Genomic DNA, 15,420 nt, shown 5'->3' on the forward strand with positions numbered 1-15,420 from the left:
TCTATGCCATCGATGATGGCAGTCCCTAGACTTTGCATCACGTCCCGACTATTGAGCAGCCGGCTTCGCAGCGGGGGAAAAACTACCGGCGGCATGAAGACCGGGGGCGTGCGAACCGGTTGGGCGATCACGCGAACCGGCCCGGGCATATAAGCGAATTCCGGGCGCTGGAGAATCTCAATGGATGCAAAGCCCGCACGACCGCAGGTTGATCGCCGACAGTTGCAACAGATCGTGGCGGGCCTGAGCGAAGGCATCGTCCTGATCGATCCGGACGCTTCCATCGTTTGGGCGAACGAAACGGCCTTGGCGATTCATGGCGTCGAACAGTTGCAAGGGTTGGGCGGCACCGTCGCCGAATATTGCGAGCGATTCATCCTCCGATACCGCAACAACCATCTGCTTCTTCCGAAACAATATCCCGCCGAACGGGTGCTGGCCGGAGAAATATTCCGGGATGTGATCGTGGAGGTGGAGAAAACCGCCGACGCGGATTTCCGGCGCGTGCATCAGGTTCGCAGTCTCGTTTTGACAGACACTACCGATGCGCCACAGTCCCTGGTGCTGGTTATCCAGGACGTCACCGAGCGCTTCAGTGCGGAAGAACGTTTCGAGAAAACCTTCAATGCCAACCCCGCGCCGGCGCTCATCTGCCGGTTATCCGATCTGCGTTACGTGAAAGTGAACCAGGGCTTTCTGGAAATGACCGGATATTCGCGCGAAGACGTGATCGGCCGTTCCGTCTACGAGATAGATGTGCTGGCTGGCGTCGACCGGCGCGAGCAGGTGATCGCCAACCTTGGCGAGGGACGCACTATCGCCCAGACCGAAGGTACGCTCGGTCTCCCCGACGGCGGGACCAAACTGGTAATCGTTGCGGGGCAACCGATCGAGGTGGGTGAAGAGAACTGCATGCTGTTCACTTTCATGGACCTGGAGCCACGGAGGCGGGCAGAGGATGCCCTTCGCCAGACCGAGGAGCAATTCTCCAAGGCATTCCGGCTGGCGCCGGTTCCCATGACGGTGAGTTCGCTGGAAGGTTTTCTATTACTCGACGTGAACGATGCCTTCGTGGCGACCACGGGCTATACGGCGGAAGAAGTGGTCGCGCGCAACGACGGCGAACTCGATCTCTGGGTCGATCCGAAGGCCCATGGCAAGTTCCTGGCCTTGCTTGAATCAAATAACACGGTGCGCAACTACGAAATCCAGTTGCGTACGAAGGAGGGGGCCGTACTCGACTGCCTGGTGTCGGCGGAGGCGGTAACCATACACGGACGGCGATGCGTGCTGGGCGTAATCCAGGACATCACTGAACGCAAGCGCTCGGAGGGCGAACTCGTGGCCGCCATTGAAGCCGTCATGCAGGATGCCTCGTGGTTCAGCCGTACCGTGATCGAAAAGCTCGCACAGATCCGGCAGCCACAGGGGACGAGCCAGAGCGCAGTCGCGCTGGCCGATCTCAGCTCGCGGGAGCTTGAAGTGCTGGGATTGATGTGCGAAGGACATGACGACGCACAGATCGCGAAGACCCTCAACCTCGCCCGAAATACGATCCGCAATCATGTCGCAACCATCTATAGCAAGATAGACGTCCATCGGCGCAGCGCAGCCATCGTCTGGGCACGGGAACGTGGCGTCACCGCGTATCAAAAACCACGGCGAAAGAACGGCCGCGGGGGAGTGGGGTAAATCGATATCGGGGCTTTCCGGGGGCTCAGGCGTCCGGATCCGACAGGGACAGCTCCAGTTGCCGCGACTGCCGTAGATCAACCGACGCGATAACCTTGCCGTGCGTCACGGAGCGGTCGATGGATAACGATCCCGCCATGCCCATGCACAGTTGCCGCAAGAGGCGTAGTCCCAGTCCCCCGTTCAACGTGAAATCGAATCCCGGTGGAAAACCGCTTCCCTCGTCCTCGACCGATATTTCCAGGCTGGCGTCGACCCGTTGCAAGTTGACCGAGATATTCCCGGCGCCGTATTTGACCGAATTCGTCACAAGCTCGGCTACGATCGATCCGAGCGGCGCCAGCTCGTCTTCCGGCACATGCACCGGATCGGCCCGGATCAACCGGATGTCTCGCCCGTCTACCGGATCGAGCAGCACCACCTGAAGATCGCGGACCAGACTCGTGATGTAGGGAGTGAGTTCTGTACGTAGACGTCCCGCCTGTCCTTCCAGCAGTCCTTGAACACGCGCGAAACTTTGGATCCTGTCAGCGGCCGTCGAGAGGGCCCGGCTGGCTTCCTTGTTGGCGGACCTTAGCGCCTGAAGTTGTAGTGTGCAACAAATGAGGTTCAGGCAGTTGCGAATCCGGTGATGTATCTCGTGCAGTTGCAGCTTTTGCCAGGTGTCCTCACCGTCGCGCATCGATGGCATTTGCTCGGTGTGGATGTGGGGCATCATGGCCGTCGGCACTATATCTGGCATGGCGATTTCTGATGTGAATGACACGGCTACGGAAAGCCGTCCGTAGTCCAAGCCCGGGCCCGATGCCGGTACAGACAGCGGACGGATAGAATTTATCGCCCGCTGCAAGGACCTCGGAAGATGGCGATTCACCAGCGCAGGTAGTGCATTTGCACCAGTGATCGTCAGACCTCGATCACGGTAGGCGGAGGCGCCAGCGCGGAGCCGATACCCAGCAGCGCATAAACACGCTCCGTCAGGCGCTGACGTTTGCTGGGACGCCCCGCCCGCCATTTGATATCCGATAGCAGTATCGGCAGTTCAATGCCTATCGCCCATATCAGCGGTGGGGCGAACGTGGAAACGATCAACGCCAACTCGTCTATTTTGCCCCCGATTCCGGTCGAAATGCCATTTATCAGGATCCACGCAAGAAGCCATGTCGCCATGAAAAACACGCGAAATCGTTGGCGGGCACGACGGGTAACTTGCGTCATTCGAAACGGGCCCACCAGCGGCCTGGTGCATGGATTCGCCAGCGGCGCCATGACCCGGTGAGAGGCATAGACGCGGCCGTCTTCGAGATTGCGCATCGCCCATACCAGGCGAGGCGATCCGGGCTGGCGTTGCTCATACGCGGCCACCACCACTTCGACCCGATCGCCTTCGGCCAGAAAGACGTTCCCGCCTCCCCAGGTCCGGGATGCGAACAAGGTATGCTTCTCGCCCTCCAGCGAGAACTCGAAGCACTTCAGGTCGATGCGATTCTTCGCCGTGCCGACGTGCGTTCGCTGCATCGTCACGCCGCACGCACGGCCACGCACGCAATACAAATGGGGCTCCGCCGACGTGTCCTCCTGGCGTCGCCGATCGACAACAAGCGCGTCATGGCGATCGACTGGGTTCCCGAAGAAACCATTCGGAAATTTCCTTCCCACCGGCTCATCGAGATGCCGTTGCAGTGCGCGCTCCGCCATCCTTTTGGAACGGCTGAGCCAGGATGCGCCAATCAACCCCAGTCCCATGACTGCGGGGAGCAGGAACACCATCAATGGAATCGCGACCACCACGAGGAGAATCGTGTAGCGGAAGCCGTCCATGATGTTGGCGATGCTCCATGTGAACGTAAGCAGGCAAAGCAGCAGCCATGGCATCGCGCGCGCAAGCATCTTCAATCCCTTCTTGCGCAGGTCATGCCGGGAAAGAGGAATCAGATTGCCTCTGGCGGAGAGCAGCCACTCCAGTTCCGCCGCGCCGTCGCCCGACACATAAGCGCCCGCAATGGCGTCGCAACCGGCGCCGGCTACCGTCTCGAGCGTGCGTATGCTCTGTTCGATATTCGATTGATCGACCAGCATGCCGCCGTCCACTTCGCGGCCATGCATATAGCCATCCAGGTTCACTTCGAGCCAGGCATCGCCCACCTTGACGGCGCCCACGCCATCCTGGCGCGGAACGCCCACCCGAAACGCGGACACCGTCCCGCCGAACTCCTTGAACACACGCATGCGTTTATCCGTAAGCATTGCACTTGCGATAGACGAGGCGCGCCGAGGTGAACGTGAACGCGCGCATCAGGCGGGAAAAGGTTCGCCGCTAAACGCGATCCTTCGCCTGGCGAGTCATTCGGATGAATGCTGCGCGGACATTATACTGATGAGCTATCGTGCTTTCGAATGGCCGTCCCGAAACGGGACGGCTCATACTCAGCCAACCGAGACAGCCGATCATTCCTTCCTGTAGGACAGGTATTCCATATGGATGCCGATATGGTCCGCGATGTACTTCGCATCGTGCCAGACGCCCCAGATGAATGAGGAGGAACGATTGGTCTGGTTGGGCAGGCCCAGGAAGTAAAGGCCTTTTGCGGTGGAGATGCCGCGCTTGTGCACGGGGTATCCCTTCCCGTCGAAGGTATCCACCTCGATCCAACTGTAGTCCACCTTGAATCCCGTGGCCCAGACGATACTCCTGATGCCGGCCTTGGCCAGGTCCAGGCTGAGGATCGGATGCTTCAGGCATTCCGGGTCCTCCAGCATTTCCCAGGCTTCGGGTTCGGGCGGCAGGTCCATGCCATTCTGCGCGATATAGGCGTCGGCCTCGCGCAGGACTTCGAAGTAATCCTTGTCGCCCTGCTCGATGTTCCGGGCCAGGCCTTCCTCGAAGGTCATCACGCCCTGGTCATACCCCTTGGCGATGCCGACCAGGTTGATGCCGGCATGCGCGAGCCGGCGGAAATCGATGGTCTTCCCGCCCTTGTAACCGCTGACGGCGAAGGCGACGTGCTCGCGCTTGGGCTTCTTCTTGACCTCATCCCACATGCCCAGCGCGCCCAGCCACCAGCAATAGTCCCGTTGCCGGTACGAGCGAGGCGGCCGATAGTGTTCGCCGACGGACAGGTACACGGTCCTGCCCGCTTCGCGCAATTCCTCGGCGATCTGCGAACCGGAGGCGCCCGCGCCCACCACCAGCACCGCGCCGTCGGCCAGTTGGCCCGGATTCTTGTAGGCCGACGAGTGCAGTTGCTGGATGCCGCTGTCCGCGGGAACGATGTCGGGATAGCTCGGAACCTGGAAGGCCCCGGTCGCGGCGACGACGTGCTGCGCCTCGATCACGCCTGCCGAGGTCGTGACGGTGAAGCCGGGCCGCCTGTCGTTGCGCTTGACGTTCAGGACCTCGACGCCCGTGCGCACCGGCGACCCGATCATCTTCGCGTAGTCTTCGAAGTACCTGGCCATGCGCTCCTTGGGCGGAAACACGTCCGGGCCGACGTCGTCGAATTTCAGGTTGGGGAAGCGGTCGTGCCAGGCCGGGCCATTGGCGACCAGGGAATCCCAGCGTTCGGACCGCCAGCGCTCGGCGATACGCTTGCGTTCCAGCACGATGTGAGGAATGCCCATGGCGCCCAGGTGCTCACTCATCGCGATGCCGGCCTGGCCGGCGCCGATCACAAGCGTATTGGTTGTTTCGATAGACATATGGGATTCCTGGACGGTATGGAGACCGGGCCGGTCTCGTGCGCGATGCGGGGCGGCGCCCCGGGAAATCGCCCGCGGCGCAAGGATGCTTGTTCACGGACGCAGCGCAGTGTGATCCAGATAAGCCGCTTTGATAACTTCGTTTTTCGGACGCTGGGCTTAGGAAAAAGCAAATGGCATCGCCACGGCGCGGGCTTTCGTTTTTTCCGATGGACTGCATCAATATCCCCAAAGCGCCAGCGCCGGCGGCCTGCCGTATTCTGCAAGGCACCGAATAACCATAGGGCCTGGATCATCCCGCCGGCATCCGCGCGCGGATGCCGCGCCCATGCACCGATTCCCCGGCCGCCATGCAGACCAGTCCCTTGTCCCCGGAATCTTCCAGCGCGGTCAGCCTGGAGGGCGTCGTAAAGAAATACCGAGAGCAGACCGTGCTGCAGGAACTGTCGCTCAGGATCCGGGGTGGGGAATTCCTTACGCTGCTGGGTCCGTCGGGCTGCGGCAAGACCACCTTGCTCAATCTCATCGCCGGATTCGCGGAAGCCGACAACGGCGAGATCTTCATCGACAACCAGCCGGTCACCGATCTTCCCCCCTACCGGCGGCAGATCGGCATCGTCTTCCAGAACTACGCGCTGTTTCCCCACATGACCGTGGAGCGCAATATCGGCTACGGCCTGCGCATGCGCCGCCTGCCCCCGGCGGAGATCAGCCGCCGCGTCCAGGAAGCCATGGCCCTGGTGAAGCTCGACGGCCTGGGCCACCGCAAGCCCAAGGAACTGTCCGGCGGCCAGCAGCAGCGCGTCGCGCTGGCCCGCGCGCTGGTCATCCGCCCCAAGGTCCTGCTGCTGGATGAACCGTTCTCCGCGCTGGACAAGGGCCTGCGCGGCGCCATGCAGGTGGAGATCCGCGATATCCAGCGCCAACTGGGCGTGACCACCGTCTTCGTTACCCACGACCAGGGGGAGGCGCTGAGCATGTCGGACCGTATCGCGGTGATGTCCAGCGGCGTCATCCGGCAGATCGCCACGCCGGACGAGCTTTACCGCAATCCGCGGGATCCCTTCGTCGCCTCGTTCCTGGGCGACGTCAACATCCTGCCGGCGCACTATCACGGCTCGGATCCGGACGGCATACATCTGCGCCTGGGTGCCGGCCTGATGCACGTTCCCCACGACCGCCTGGTGGGCGGCACGCACGAAGGCCTGCGCATGGACGTGTACGTACGCCCGGAGCAGATCAGGCTGGAGCCTCTGCACGGCGGCTCCGTGCTCAGCGGCACGGTGGTCAACCACGTGTTCCAGGGCGACCACGTCGATTCCTACATCGACGTCGACATTCCCGTGGCGGGACGCCAGCGCGTCATGGTGCGCAGCGCCGGGCTCGATGCCCTGCAACGCTGGCCCGTCGGCACCGTCACCGGGCTGGCGCTGCCCGATCGTGGCGTCAGCGTATTCAACGCCGCTTCCTGAAAGACGTCCATGACACCTCCCTCGACCATGCAAGCCGTCATCGCCGTCCAGCCGGGGGATGCGGACGTCCTGGCCCTCGCCGAGCGGCCCGTCCCGGCGCCGGGGCCCGGCGAAGTCCTGTTGCGGGTGCGCGCCGCCGGCGTCAATCGCCCGGACATCATGCAGCGGCAGGGCATCGCCAAGCCCGCCGCCGGGATGACCGACGTGCTGGGGCTGGAGGCCTGCGGCGACGTCGTCGCCTGCGGACCCGGCGTACCGGAAGCGCTATTGGGCAAGCGGCTGATGAGCCTGCTGCCTGGGGGCGGCTACGCGCCGTGGTGCCTGGCGCGCGCCGACCATTCCTTTGCCGTGCCCGACACGCTGGAGGACGCCGCGGCCGGCGCCTTGCCGGAAGGCTTGTTCACGGTCTGGCACAACCTCTTCGAGCTGGGTGGCTTGCGCATGGGGGAAACCGTACTGATCCACGGCGGCGCGGGCGGCATCGGCACGCTGGCCATCCAGATGGCGCGCGCGGCCGGCGCCCGGGTCATCGCCACCGCCGGCCGTCCGGACCGGCTGCCTGCCCTGCGCGAGATGGGCGCGTCCGAGGCCATCTGCTACCGCGACACCGATTTCGTCGCGGCTTGCCTGGACTACACGCGAGGGCAGGGCGTGGACGTGGTCCTCGATATGGTCGGCGGCGACTACGTCGGACGCAACCTGCAAACGCTGGCCTTCGGCGGCCGCCACGTCAGCCTGTCCTTCCTGCAAGGGTCGTCGGTGACCATCGATCTGCTGACCCTGATGCAGAAGCAGCTCAGCCTGCACTCGTCCACGATGCGGCCGCAGACCGACGCCGAGAAGGCGCGCATGGCCGCCGCCATTGCGCGGCACGTATTGCCGCTGGTCGCTGACGGCCGCATCCGCCCGCGCGTCCGCGAGACCCTGCCGCTGGCCCAGGCGGCTCGCGCGCACCGATTGCTGGAAGGCGGTGAAGTCTTCGGCAAGATCGTCCTGCTTCCTCTATAGCGCAAATCCTCATGCTGAAACTTCTCTACGCGCCCACCTCGCCGTTTGTCCGCAAGGTCATGGTCTGCGCCCATCTGGCGGGTCTCGCCGACCGGATCGAATGGCTGTCCAGCGCCGCGCATCCCATACACCGGGATGCGCGCATCGCGGCGCATAATCCGCTCGCCAAGGTGCCTACCCTGATACTGGAGGATGGCCAGGCGCTCTACGACAGCCGGGTGATCTGCGAATACCTCGCCAGCCTCGGCGGCAACGATCATCTGTTTCCTTCCGGGGGCGCGCGCCGCTGGCAGGCCTTGACGCGGCAGGCGCTGGGCGATGGCCTGCTCGACGCCGCGCTGCTGGCCCGCTACGAGCTCACCGCGCGCCCGGCCGAAAAACAATGGACCGGCTGGCGCGAAGCGCAATTGACCAAGGTCGATGCATGCCTGGCCGACATCGAGGCGCAGGCGTCGGCGCTTGCCACGAACCGCCCATGCATCGGCGGCGTCGCCATCGGCTGCGCGCTCGGCTACCTGGATTTCCGTTTCCCCGACATCGACTGGCGCGCCACCCATCCCGGCGCCGCGCGCTGGTTCGGCGTTTTCGGCGCATTGCCCGCCATGCAAGCCACGATGCCCCACGAATAAGGCCGCCCCGCGATGAACACTTCCACGACGACCGCCAACACGACCGATACCACCGCCGCTCCTTCCGGCCAGGCCATCACGGTCTGGTTCCTGAACGGCCCCAACGCCAACCTCTACGGCCTGGACGGCAACAAGACCTATGGCTCCGAAAGCTTTCCCGTATTGCGGGCGCGCTGCGAGAAGAAGGCCGCCGACGAAGGTATGACGCTCCACTTCGTGCAGTCCAACCACGAGGGCCAACTGGTCGACTGGATCCAGGAAGCCCGGGGCCAGTCGCAGGGCATCCTCATCAACGCCGCGGGCCTGACCTACTCCTCGGTGCCCATCCTCGACGCGCTGCTGTCCTATACCGGCCGCATCATCGAAGTCCACATGAGCAACATCTGGCGCCGCGAGTCCTTCCGCCACCATTCCTATATCTCCAAGGCCGCCGACGGCGTCATCGCGGGCTTGGGCGCGGAGGGCTATGAGCTGGCGATCGAGGCCATGGCGCGACTGATCCGCCGCGCGGCGTGACGGGAGGCGGGACGATGACGGCGGCGAATGGAGATGCCATGGCGGACGCACCGGAACGGATCTCCGGCGCGCTTGTGTTCTACAGCGAATTCGACGACTACACGGTCTGGAAGCATGCCCTGCGGGCGCAACTGCCGCAATTGCGTGTCCTGCACGCCAGCGAGGTCGCCGACCCCGCCGGCATCCACTACGCCCTGGCGTGGAAGGCGCCGGCGGGCTTCTTCGACCGCATGGTCAACCTGCGCCTGATCGTCAACCTGGGCGCCGGGGTCGACGCGCTCGTCGGCCGCGCGGACTTGCCCGCCGGTGTCCCGATCACCCGCATCACCGACCCGCAGATGGCGCGCATGATGGCGACTTATGTCCTGTTCGCGGTCTTGCGCCACGCGCGCGACATTCCCTATTTCGAGCAGGCGCAGCGGCGGGGCGAATGGGCCTATCGCCATCCCCGCTCCCCCGAAGAGATACGCGTCGCCGTGCTGGGATTGGGCGAGCTCGGCGCCCGCGCCGCGCATGAACTGCAGCGCCAGGGCCTGACCGTGCTGGGCTGGTCGCGCAGCCCGCGCCGGATAGAAGGCGTCGACTGCCATTCGGGCATGGAGACCCTGGACGCCGTGCTGGCCCAGGCAGATATCCTGGTCGTGATGTTGCCGCTCACGCCGCAAACCCGGGGGTTGCTGGACCGCGAGCGGCTGCTGCGCCTGCCGAAGGGCGCGGCCCTCGTCAACGTCGCGCGCGGCGCGCTGGTGGACCAGGAGGCCATGACGGACCTGCTGCGCAGCGGCCATATCGGGGCGGCCACGTTGGACGTCTTCGAGCGCGAGCCGTTGCCGGCCGGCGATCCGCTGTGGGCGATGGAAAACGTACTGATCACGCCCCATCTCGCTTCCGTCGCCATCCCCTCGTCGGCGGCGAAACAGATCGCCGACAACATTTTGCGCGTGTCCCGCGGGGATGCGCCCGAGAATCAAGTCGACCCCACACGGGGCTATTGAGTGCCCGGAGCGCCGAGCCCGGAGGGCCCGCCGAGTTGCGCGCAGGTGTCGGATCCAAGCTCGTCATCAACGCGTTTCTTCGATGTTGAGGATCTTCCCCAACCCCAGGAAGTAATTGGCGAAGGCCAGCAGCGCGCCCGTCACCACGATGTACACCACGGAAAGCGCCGCCAGCGTGGGATCGGCGAATTCGCGCACGTAGTTGTACATGGCCACGGGCAGCGTCTGCGTGCTCTGCGTCGTCACGAACAGCGAGGCCGTGAATTCGCTGAAGGACATGATGGCGGCGAACAGCCATCCGCCGAACAGTCCCGGCGCCAGCAGCGGCACCGTGATCGTGAACAGCACCCGCAAGGGGGACGCGCCCAGGCTGGCCGCGCTATGTTCCAGCCGCTCGTCCAGGTTCTCCATGGAGACGTAAACGCTGCGCAGCACGAAAGGCAGGACCAGCATCACGTGGCACAGGATCACCACCGCATAGCCGCGCTCCAGGTCGAGCTGGGCCACCAGGATCAACAGGCCCAGGCCCAGCGTGAAGTGCGGGATGACCAGCGGCGAAAGCAGGATGGCCTGTAGGGCGGCCTTGCCCGGGAACTCCAGGCGCTTGACCGCGATCGCCAGCGCGGTTCCGACGACCAGCGCCAGCAGGGATGCCCAGGCCGTGATCACCACGCTGGCGCGGAATCCGTCCTGGAAGTCCTGGTAGGTGAACACCCGGGCGAACCAGCGCCAGGACCATGATTGCGGCGGGAAGGTGAGGATCGCCTTGTCGTTGAAGGAAGCCAGGAATACGACGACCACCGGCAGGAGCACGAAGGCGAGGATGACGCAGACCAGGGCCGGCGCGCCGATGCGCAGCCACAGCGGGACGGAATTCCGTATCTTCATGTCAGTGGCCTCCGATGGCCTTGAGGCGGCGCGTCATCCTGCCCAGCGCCAGCAGCGATACCACCGTCAATGCCAGGCCCGCCACGCTCAGGCTCGCGGCCAGCGGGAAATTCATCGAGGAAAAGCCCAACTGGTAGACCAGCGTCGAGACGGTGGGCACCTTTCCGCCCCCGATCATCTGCGGCGTCGCGAAGGCGCTGAAGGTCCAGGCGAAGGACGTCGTCACGCTGGCCAGGATGCCGGGCATGGACAAGGGCAGGGTCACGGTGACGAAGGTGAGGACCGGCCCTGCGCCCAGGCTCTGGGCCGCCTTCTCGTAGTCGCGGTCGATGTGCGAAATCGCCGTGGCCAGCATGAGCACCACCACCGGTATGGTCACGTGCACCAGCGCCACCAGCACGCCCGCATGGGAGAACATCAGGTTCAGCGGCTGTTCGATCAGCCCCATCTTGCGCAGCATCGTGTTGAGGAAACCGTTGCTGCCCAGCACGATGATCCACGAATAGGTGCGCACGATCTCGCCCAGGAACAACGGCGTGATCGACACGATGAGGATGAAGGACTTGAGGAAGCGGTTGCGCACACGCACCAGGGCGTAGGCCAGCGGATACGCCACCAGCAGGGAGCAGAGGGTCGTTTCCACGCTCAGGAGCAGGGTGTTGGCGAAGGCCTCCAGGTAGACCGGCTTGTCCAGCCCCGTGAAGTTCGCCAGCGTCAGGCCGCCTACGTCCATCGACCCCGGGACGTAGGCCCGCAGGCTGAACTGGAAAACCGTCGCCAGCGCGACGCAGATGCACAGCGCGACGAAACTCGCTGGCGATACCAGCCATCCTCTCAGCCTGGAACGGGCGTCCATACTCGACCTGTATTCCTTCCGCCATCACCGCGCCGTGGCGCGGGCGATCAGTTCATCATGTTTTCGGTGAACCACTTGCGCCATTCCGCGGTCTTTTCCGCGCGCAGCTTGTCGTCGATGACGATGGCCTGGGTATCCCATTGCGCCTTGGTCGTGAAGACGCCGGGCAGCGCCGCATCCTCGGGCGATACCTTGGCGTTGTCGACCACGGGGCTCGCCTTCTTGAAGGCCACGATCTTGGCCTGGACCTCGGGCGACAGGGCGATGTTCATGAACTTGTACGCCAGGTCGGCCTTGGTGCTGCCTTTCATGATGCCCATGGTGTCCACGCCCAGGACGGCGCCTTCCTTGGGGATCACGACCTTGATCGGCACTCCTTGCCCGATCATGTAGTAGGCGTTCATGGACAGCATGACCTGCACGGGCGTCTCGCCGGTGGCGATCAACTGCTGGCTGTTGGCGTCGTTGGTGTAGTAGGCCTTGAAATTGGGCTTGAGCGCCTTGAGCTTGGCCTCGCCCTTTTCCCACGTGGCCGCGTCGCCCCCGGAAAGCAGGGCGGCGACGTCGATGATGTGGCTGGGATCGAAATCGGGCGCGGAAAGCTTGCCCTTGAGCGCCGGATTCCACAGGTCGTTCCAACTGGTGAACTTGATGTCCGCGGGCACGAGGTCGGGGCGATAGCCTATGGTGTACACGTAGGCCCAACTGCCGATGTGGTACGGGCTGATCCTGGCGCGGTCGACCAGGTGCGCATAGTTCGGGATCTTGCTCGTGTCGAGCGTCTCGTACAAACCGGCGTTGACGTAGAGCCAGCCGATATGCGACGTCGTGAAGGTGATGTCGCTTTCCGGCTTGGAGCCCGCCAGCTTGGCCTTGTTCAGGCGGTCTATGGTGCCGCCGGTGACGTACTTCACCGGCACGCCCGTCTGCCGCGTGAACTCCTTGCCGATGTTCTCGTCGATGAGATCCCGGAAGCTGCCGCCCCAGGTGCTGATGACCAGGGCGTCCTCGGCGTGGGCCGCCGTGGCGAACATCGCGCCGGCGAGAATGCCGGCTGACATGAGTTTTCGAAACATGGCATACCCCTCGTGGTGTTTTTGAAGCGTTCGATATCGTCCGGCCGCGGTGCCTATGATGGGAGCGTTGCCGGGTCGGACCAAGTCGCCTTTTCCTTATGCGGGGATCGCATTTCCTGATGCGCCGCCTTCCCCGGTCGGAATTTCCGAGACGGCCCACCGGAAAATACAAATAGGCGTCGCCGCCGGGTTCCGTCGACCATGGGACCCGGACACCAGATCCCCGTACCGGGCCTGCGTACAGGGTTTATCCCGACTCTCCGGCGCGGACCGCCCGAATCACTCTCTCCCGGCGACCATGAAACACACCCGCATCCGCACCTTCAATACCAAGGCCACCTATCCGGAACAGAACCTGGACAACGACCTGTGCCAGGCCGTCGTCGCGCGCGGCAGCACCGTATTCCTGCGCGGGCAGATCGGCCAGAACCTGGATACCTCCGAGAGCGTGTGCATCGGCGACGCGGCGGGCCAGGCCGAGCAGGCCATGTCGAACATCGCCATGCTGCTGAAGGAAGCGGGCGGCGAACTCGAGCACATCTGCAAGATCACCATCTACATCATCGACCCGCGCTACCGCGAAGCGGTGTATCGCGTGGTGGGGCACTGGCTCAAAGGCGTGTTCCCGGTCTCCACGGGCATCGTCGTCTCGGCACTGGCCCGGCCGGAGTGGCTGGTCGAGATCGACGCCACCGCCGTGATCCCGGATTGACGCCCGGATCGGCGCATCTGCCGCGGCACGCTTATCGTCTCTCCCTCACCGGTCCAGGAATCTCGCCATGACTTTCTCGATCATCGCCCGCTGCCCAGCCTCCGGCCAGTTCGGCGCGGCCGTTTCGTCCTCGTCCCCCGCGGTCGCGTCGCGCTGCGTGCGCGCCCGGGCGGGCGTGGGGGCGGCGGTCAGCCAGAACATCACCGATCCGGCCCTGGGGCCGATGGCCCTGGACCTGATGGCCGCCGGCCGGACGCCCGCCCAGGCGCTGGACGACCTGCGGCAGCGCCCGTTCATCGCCTACCGGCAACTGATGGCCATCGACGCCACGCATCCGCCGGCGATATACACGGGCGCCAGCGCCCTGGGCACCCTCGCCGGCGAGGCGGGCGAGCACGCGGCCTGCGCCGGCAATATGCTGGCGTCCCTGGACGTGCCCCGGGCCATGCTGTCCGCCTTCGAGCGCGCGCCGGGTCCGCTGGCCGAACGCTTGATGCAGGCGCTGCTCGCGGGCCAGGCGGCGGGCGGCGAGGAGGGGCCCGTGCATTCCGCCGGACTGCTGGTTTACGCCGACCTGGATTGGCCCATCGTCGACCTGCGCCTGGACTGGATGGACGCGGCGCCGGTCGAAGCGCTGTACGACGCGTGGAAAATCTACGAGCCGCAGGTGCAGGACTACATCACCCGCGCGCGCGATCCGCGCGCGGCGCCGAGTTTCGGGGTTCCCGGCGATCTCTGATGCGGCGGCGCCCGGGTGGCTACACTCCAGGGATCCCGTTCTCTCTCCTCGGACCATGCTCAACCGCATTTCCCTGCGCCAGATGGAGTACTTCGTGGCCACTGCCAAGCACGGCAGTATCGCCGCCGCCTCCGCCCAGATCCACATATCGCCGCCGTCCATCTCGGCCGCCATCGCGCACATCGAGACCGAACTGGGCGTGCAACTGTTCGTCCGGCATCCGTCGAAGGGGCTGGCGCTGACGGTGCTGGGCGCGCAGGTCATGCAGGAATGTGAGGACCTGCTCGAGCGCGCCTCGCGGCTTTATGAAATCGCCTCCGTATCGAGCGACACGATACAGGGGGTGCTGCGCGTGGGCTGCTTCCAGTCGCTGGCGGCGATGATCGCGCCGGAAGTCGTCTACGGCTTCTCGCGCGCGTTCGAGAAAGTCGACCTGCACGTGGTCGAAGGAGACCAGCAGGACCTGATCGGAAAGCTGCACACGCTCGAGATCGACGTCGCCATCACCTACGACCTGCAACTGGGCGACGAGATCAGTTTCGAGATCCTGGCCCATCTGCCGCCGCATGTCCTGGTCAGCGAATTGCATCCCCTGGCCCAGCAGATCGCCGTCACTCTCGACGAGCTGGCCCGTCAGCCCATGGTCTTGCTGGACCTTCCGATGAGCCGGGAGTACTTCATGTCGCTCTACGCCAAGGCCGGCCTGGAGCCCAACGTGGTGGCCCGCTCGCGCTCCGAGGACGTGGTGCGGTCCATGGTCGCCAACGGCATGGGCTACGCGCTGTTCAACGTGCGCCCGAAGTCCACGCAGTCCCTGGACGGCAAGCGGCTGGTGCGGCTGCGCCTGGCCGGGGAGCACCGCCCCATGCTGCTCGGGCTGGCGACGTACAAGCCCATGAAGCCTTCCCGCCTGGCGCAGGCATTCATGCAACGCTGCCGCGCCTACATTTCCGACCAATACATCCCCGGCATGAGCGCCGCGAGCTTCTTCGACCCCTACATGTCCAGCCCGGCGCATGATGGCGAAGTTTGAGGACGGGCGGCAGGGGGGCACGATCGGCGTCGACCGGCACTTTACGCATGTGCGCAAATTTGAATGCATAATTATGGTTATACGTCATATTTGAGCAATTTCAGC

15 protein-coding genes are annotated in these 15,420 nt (G+C 64.5%); 9 read left to right on the forward strand and 6 right to left on the reverse strand.

Going from position 1 to position 15,420, the window contains the following annotated elements; all coding sequences use genetic code 11:
* Positions 1-180: 180 nt before the first annotated feature.
* The gene (locus tag CAL29_RS01835) at positions 181-1,692 is read left to right on the forward strand and encodes a helix-turn-helix transcriptional regulator (protein WP_094851299.1); all 1,512 of its coding nucleotides are present in this window, start codon (positions 181-183) and stop codon (positions 1,690-1,692) included.
* A gap of 25 nt (positions 1,693-1,717) precedes the next feature.
* Here the strand turns inward: CAL29_RS01835 and CAL29_RS01840 are convergent, their stop codons facing one another.
* From CAL29_RS01840 to CAL29_RS01850, 3 genes are all read right to left on the reverse strand, one after another.
* Complete coding sequence (locus CAL29_RS01840) at positions 1,718-2,410, reverse strand: sensor histidine kinase (protein ID WP_179283874.1); 693 nt, start codon at positions 2,408-2,410, stop codon at positions 1,718-1,720.
* A gap of 188 nt (positions 2,411-2,598) precedes the next feature.
* Positions 2,599-3,921, reverse strand: a complete 1,323-nt coding sequence (locus CAL29_RS01845; protein WP_094851301.1) for a hypothetical protein — start codon at positions 3,919-3,921, stop codon at positions 2,599-2,601.
* A gap of 219 nt (positions 3,922-4,140) precedes the next feature.
* Positions 4,141-5,391, reverse strand: a complete 1,251-nt coding sequence (locus tag CAL29_RS01850) for a flavin-containing monooxygenase (RefSeq protein ID WP_094851302.1) — start codon at positions 5,389-5,391, stop codon at positions 4,141-4,143.
* A gap of 350 nt (positions 5,392-5,741) precedes the next feature.
* On the opposite strand from CAL29_RS01850, the gene CAL29_RS01855 reads away from it, so the two are divergent.
* The 5 genes from CAL29_RS01855 to CAL29_RS01875 are packed head-to-tail and all read left to right on the forward strand — an operon-like array spanning position 5,742 to position 10,011.
* Positions 5,742-6,863, forward strand: a complete 1,122-nt coding sequence (locus CAL29_RS01855; protein ID WP_094852647.1) for an ABC transporter ATP-binding protein — start codon at positions 5,742-5,744, stop codon at positions 6,861-6,863.
* 9 nt (positions 6,864-6,872) lie between these two features.
* Complete coding sequence (locus CAL29_RS01860) at positions 6,873-7,871, forward strand: NAD(P)H-quinone oxidoreductase (protein ID WP_256977127.1); 999 nt, start codon at positions 6,873-6,875, stop codon at positions 7,869-7,871.
* A gap of 14 nt (positions 7,872-7,885) precedes the next feature.
* On the forward strand, positions 7,886-8,500 hold the full coding sequence (locus tag CAL29_RS01865) for a glutathione S-transferase (protein ID WP_218831828.1): 615 nt from the start codon (positions 7,886-7,888) through the stop codon (positions 8,498-8,500).
* A gap of 12 nt (positions 8,501-8,512) precedes the next feature.
* Positions 8,513-9,016, forward strand: coding sequence for a type II 3-dehydroquinate dehydratase (locus CAL29_RS01870; protein ID WP_094851305.1), 504 nt, complete (start codon positions 8,513-8,515; stop codon positions 9,014-9,016).
* Between the two features lie 38 nt (positions 9,017-9,054).
* Positions 9,055-10,011: a 2-hydroxyacid dehydrogenase gene (locus CAL29_RS01875; RefSeq protein ID WP_094851306.1), complete on the forward strand. Its 957-nt coding sequence runs from the start codon at positions 9,055-9,057 to the stop codon at positions 10,009-10,011.
* A gap of 66 nt (positions 10,012-10,077) precedes the next feature.
* On the opposite strand, the gene CAL29_RS01880 is transcribed toward CAL29_RS01875, so the two are convergent.
* Genes CAL29_RS01880 through CAL29_RS01890 form a run of 3 tightly spaced genes read right to left on the reverse strand, consistent with a single transcriptional unit; the run spans position 10,078 to position 12,816 of the window.
* Positions 10,078-10,899, reverse strand: a complete 822-nt coding sequence (locus CAL29_RS01880; RefSeq protein WP_094851307.1) for an ABC transporter permease — start codon at positions 10,897-10,899, stop codon at positions 10,078-10,080.
* 1 nt (position 10,900) lies between these two features.
* On the reverse strand, positions 10,901-11,755 hold the full coding sequence (locus tag CAL29_RS01885; RefSeq protein WP_094851308.1) for an ABC transporter permease: 855 nt from the start codon (positions 11,753-11,755) through the stop codon (positions 10,901-10,903).
* A gap of 47 nt (positions 11,756-11,802) precedes the next feature.
* Complete coding sequence (locus CAL29_RS01890) at positions 11,803-12,816, reverse strand: ABC transporter substrate-binding protein (RefSeq protein ID WP_256977129.1); 1,014 nt, start codon at positions 12,814-12,816, stop codon at positions 11,803-11,805.
* A 313-nt stretch (positions 12,817-13,129) separates the two neighbouring features.
* Between CAL29_RS01890 and CAL29_RS01895 the strand changes: the two genes are divergently transcribed.
* The 3 genes from CAL29_RS01895 to CAL29_RS01905 all read left to right on the forward strand — a co-directional run bounded on the left by CAL29_RS01895 (position 13,130) and on the right by CAL29_RS01905 (position 15,315).
* Positions 13,130-13,543 (forward strand): RidA family protein, encoded by a 414-nt coding sequence (locus CAL29_RS01895; protein WP_094851310.1) that lies wholly within the window; start codon positions 13,130-13,132, stop codon positions 13,541-13,543.
* Positions 13,544-13,610: 67 nt separating this feature from the next.
* A complete protein-coding gene (locus CAL29_RS01900; RefSeq protein WP_094851311.1) occupies positions 13,611-14,282 on the forward strand; it encodes a DUF1028 domain-containing protein in 672 nt (223 codons plus the stop codon).
* 55 nt (positions 14,283-14,337) lie between these two features.
* A complete protein-coding gene (locus tag CAL29_RS01905; RefSeq protein WP_094851312.1) occupies positions 14,338-15,315 on the forward strand; it encodes a LysR substrate-binding domain-containing protein in 978 nt (325 codons plus the stop codon).
* Positions 15,316-15,420: the final 105 nt, after the last annotated feature.

Source organism: Bordetella genomosp. 10, assembly GCF_002261225.1.
Classification (GTDB): domain Bacteria; phylum Pseudomonadota; class Gammaproteobacteria; order Burkholderiales; family Burkholderiaceae_B; genus Bordetella_C.

What these genes read in the sequence shown, in the direction of transcription:
- CAL29_RS01835 (WP_094851299.1), top strand. Translation starts at nt 181, where the DNA reads ATGGATGCAAAGCCCGCACGACCGCAGGTTGATCGCCGACAGTTGCAA.
- CAL29_RS01840 (WP_179283874.1), bottom strand. Translation starts at nt 2,410, where the DNA reads ATGATGCCCCACATCCACACCGAGCAAATGCCATCGATGCGCGACGGT.
- CAL29_RS01845 (WP_094851301.1), bottom strand. Translation starts at nt 3,921, where the DNA reads ATGCGTGTGTTCAAGGAGTTCGGCGGGACGGTGTCCGCGTTTCGGGTG.
- CAL29_RS01850 (WP_094851302.1), bottom strand. Translation starts at nt 5,391, where the DNA reads ATGTCTATCGAAACAACCAATACGCTTGTGATCGGCGCCGGCCAGGCC.
- CAL29_RS01855 (WP_094852647.1), top strand. Translation starts at nt 5,742, where the DNA reads ATGCAGACCAGTCCCTTGTCCCCGGAATCTTCCAGCGCGGTCAGCCTG.
- CAL29_RS01860 (WP_256977127.1), top strand. Translation starts at nt 6,873, where the DNA reads ATGACACCTCCCTCGACCATGCAAGCCGTCATCGCCGTCCAGCCGGGG.
- CAL29_RS01870 (WP_094851305.1), top strand. Translation starts at nt 8,513, where the DNA reads ATGAACACTTCCACGACGACCGCCAACACGACCGATACCACCGCCGCT.
- CAL29_RS01875 (WP_094851306.1), top strand. Translation starts at nt 9,055, where the DNA reads ATGGCGGACGCACCGGAACGGATCTCCGGCGCGCTTGTGTTCTACAGC.
- CAL29_RS01880 (WP_094851307.1), bottom strand. Translation starts at nt 10,899, where the DNA reads ATGAAGATACGGAATTCCGTCCCGCTGTGGCTGCGCATCGGCGCGCCG.
- CAL29_RS01885 (WP_094851308.1), bottom strand. Translation starts at nt 11,755, where the DNA reads ATGGACGCCCGTTCCAGGCTGAGAGGATGGCTGGTATCGCCAGCGAGT.
- CAL29_RS01890 (WP_256977129.1), bottom strand. Translation starts at nt 12,816, where the DNA reads ATGTCAGCCGGCATTCTCGCCGGCGCGATGTTCGCCACGGCGGCCCAC.
- CAL29_RS01895 (WP_094851310.1), top strand. Translation starts at nt 13,130, where the DNA reads ATGAAACACACCCGCATCCGCACCTTCAATACCAAGGCCACCTATCCG.
- CAL29_RS01900 (WP_094851311.1), top strand. Translation starts at nt 13,611, where the DNA reads ATGACTTTCTCGATCATCGCCCGCTGCCCAGCCTCCGGCCAGTTCGGC.
- CAL29_RS01905 (WP_094851312.1), top strand. Translation starts at nt 14,338, where the DNA reads ATGCTCAACCGCATTTCCCTGCGCCAGATGGAGTACTTCGTGGCCACT.